Raw genomic sequence first — 1,070 nt, forward strand, 5'->3', positions numbered from 1 at the left:
GGCGCCAGACCGAACCCTTCCCAATCGAGAATCTTCAAGGACGGCGAGCGCGGCGAAGGCCCAGCGCCAGCCGGCGACCGCGCCGAGGAAGGTGCCCGCCGGGACGCCGATCACGGAGGCGACAGCGATGCCCGAGAAGACGACGGCGGTGGCCCGGCCGACCGCGGTTTCGGGGACCAGCCGCGCGGGGAGGCCCGCCGCGACCGCCCAGACCCCGCCGATGCAGACACCGACGAGCACCCGGGCCGCGAGCAGCACCGCGAGGCCGGACACGAGCGCGGAGAGCAGGTTCGCGACCGCGAGGAGCAGCAGCAGGCCGGTCAGGACCCGCCGCCGGTCGGTGCCCCGTACGGCGACCGGCAGGAGCAGCGCCGCGCCGGCCCCGACGACCCCGGGAAGCGTGACGGCGAGTCCGGCCGTCCCCGCCGAGACCCCTAGGGAATCCCCTAGGGAGGTCAGCAGTCCGACGGGGAGCATCTCGGTGGTGACGACGGCGAAGGTGGCGGCGCCGAGCGCGAGTACGCCGGGCCAGGGACCCCGGGTGGAGACGAGCCGGGGGCGGGTGGAGGTCATGTCTCCACCCTTCGCTCCGGCACTGCGGGGAACAACGGCGAAGTTCTGCTCCTTCCATGTTGCAGGCGCTGGAGCTCGACATCGGCGGCCGGCTGGTGAACCGGACGAGCCGGCGCGTCTCCCTGACCCCGCTGGGCGAGCGGTTCCTGGCCGGTCTGCGTCCCGCGTACGACGGTCTGCTGGCGGTCGTGGAGGAGGCGCGCGGCGTCCGGGTCAGGCTCGGGTTCCAGTGGTCGCTGGACAGTGAACTCACCCGTGTCGTCCGCGAGTTCGGGGACGTCGAGCTGGTCGAGCTGCCGTGGCGCGACCCGTTCGGCGCGGTGCGCTCCGGCGCCGTCGACGCCGTCGTCGTCACCCTCCCCGTGCGGGAGCCGGACCTGGTCCTCGGCCCGGTCTTCTCCTGCCACCCCCGCCGGCTCGCCGTCCCCCGGGGTCACGTCCTCGCGGCGCGGACGACGGTGTCGGCGCCGGACGTCGTGGCGCAGCCGCTGGTGGGG

2 protein-coding genes are annotated in these 1,070 nt (G+C 74.8%); one reads left to right on the top strand and one right to left on the bottom strand.

Annotation, left to right across the window (positions count from 1 at the left end):
- Positions 1–573, bottom strand: a 573-nt coding sequence (locus ACVNF4_RS36315; RefSeq protein WP_461807076.1) for an MFS transporter, incomplete at its 3' end; no start/stop codon positions are given.
- A 56-nt stretch (positions 574–629) separates the two neighbouring features.
- Between ACVNF4_RS36315 and ACVNF4_RS36320 the strand changes: the two genes are divergently transcribed.
- Positions 630–1,070: LysR substrate-binding domain-containing protein (locus ACVNF4_RS36320; protein WP_461807077.1), on the top strand; the 441-nt coding region annotated here is incomplete at its 3' end.

The organism is Streptomyces sp. S6 (genome assembly GCF_054880855.1).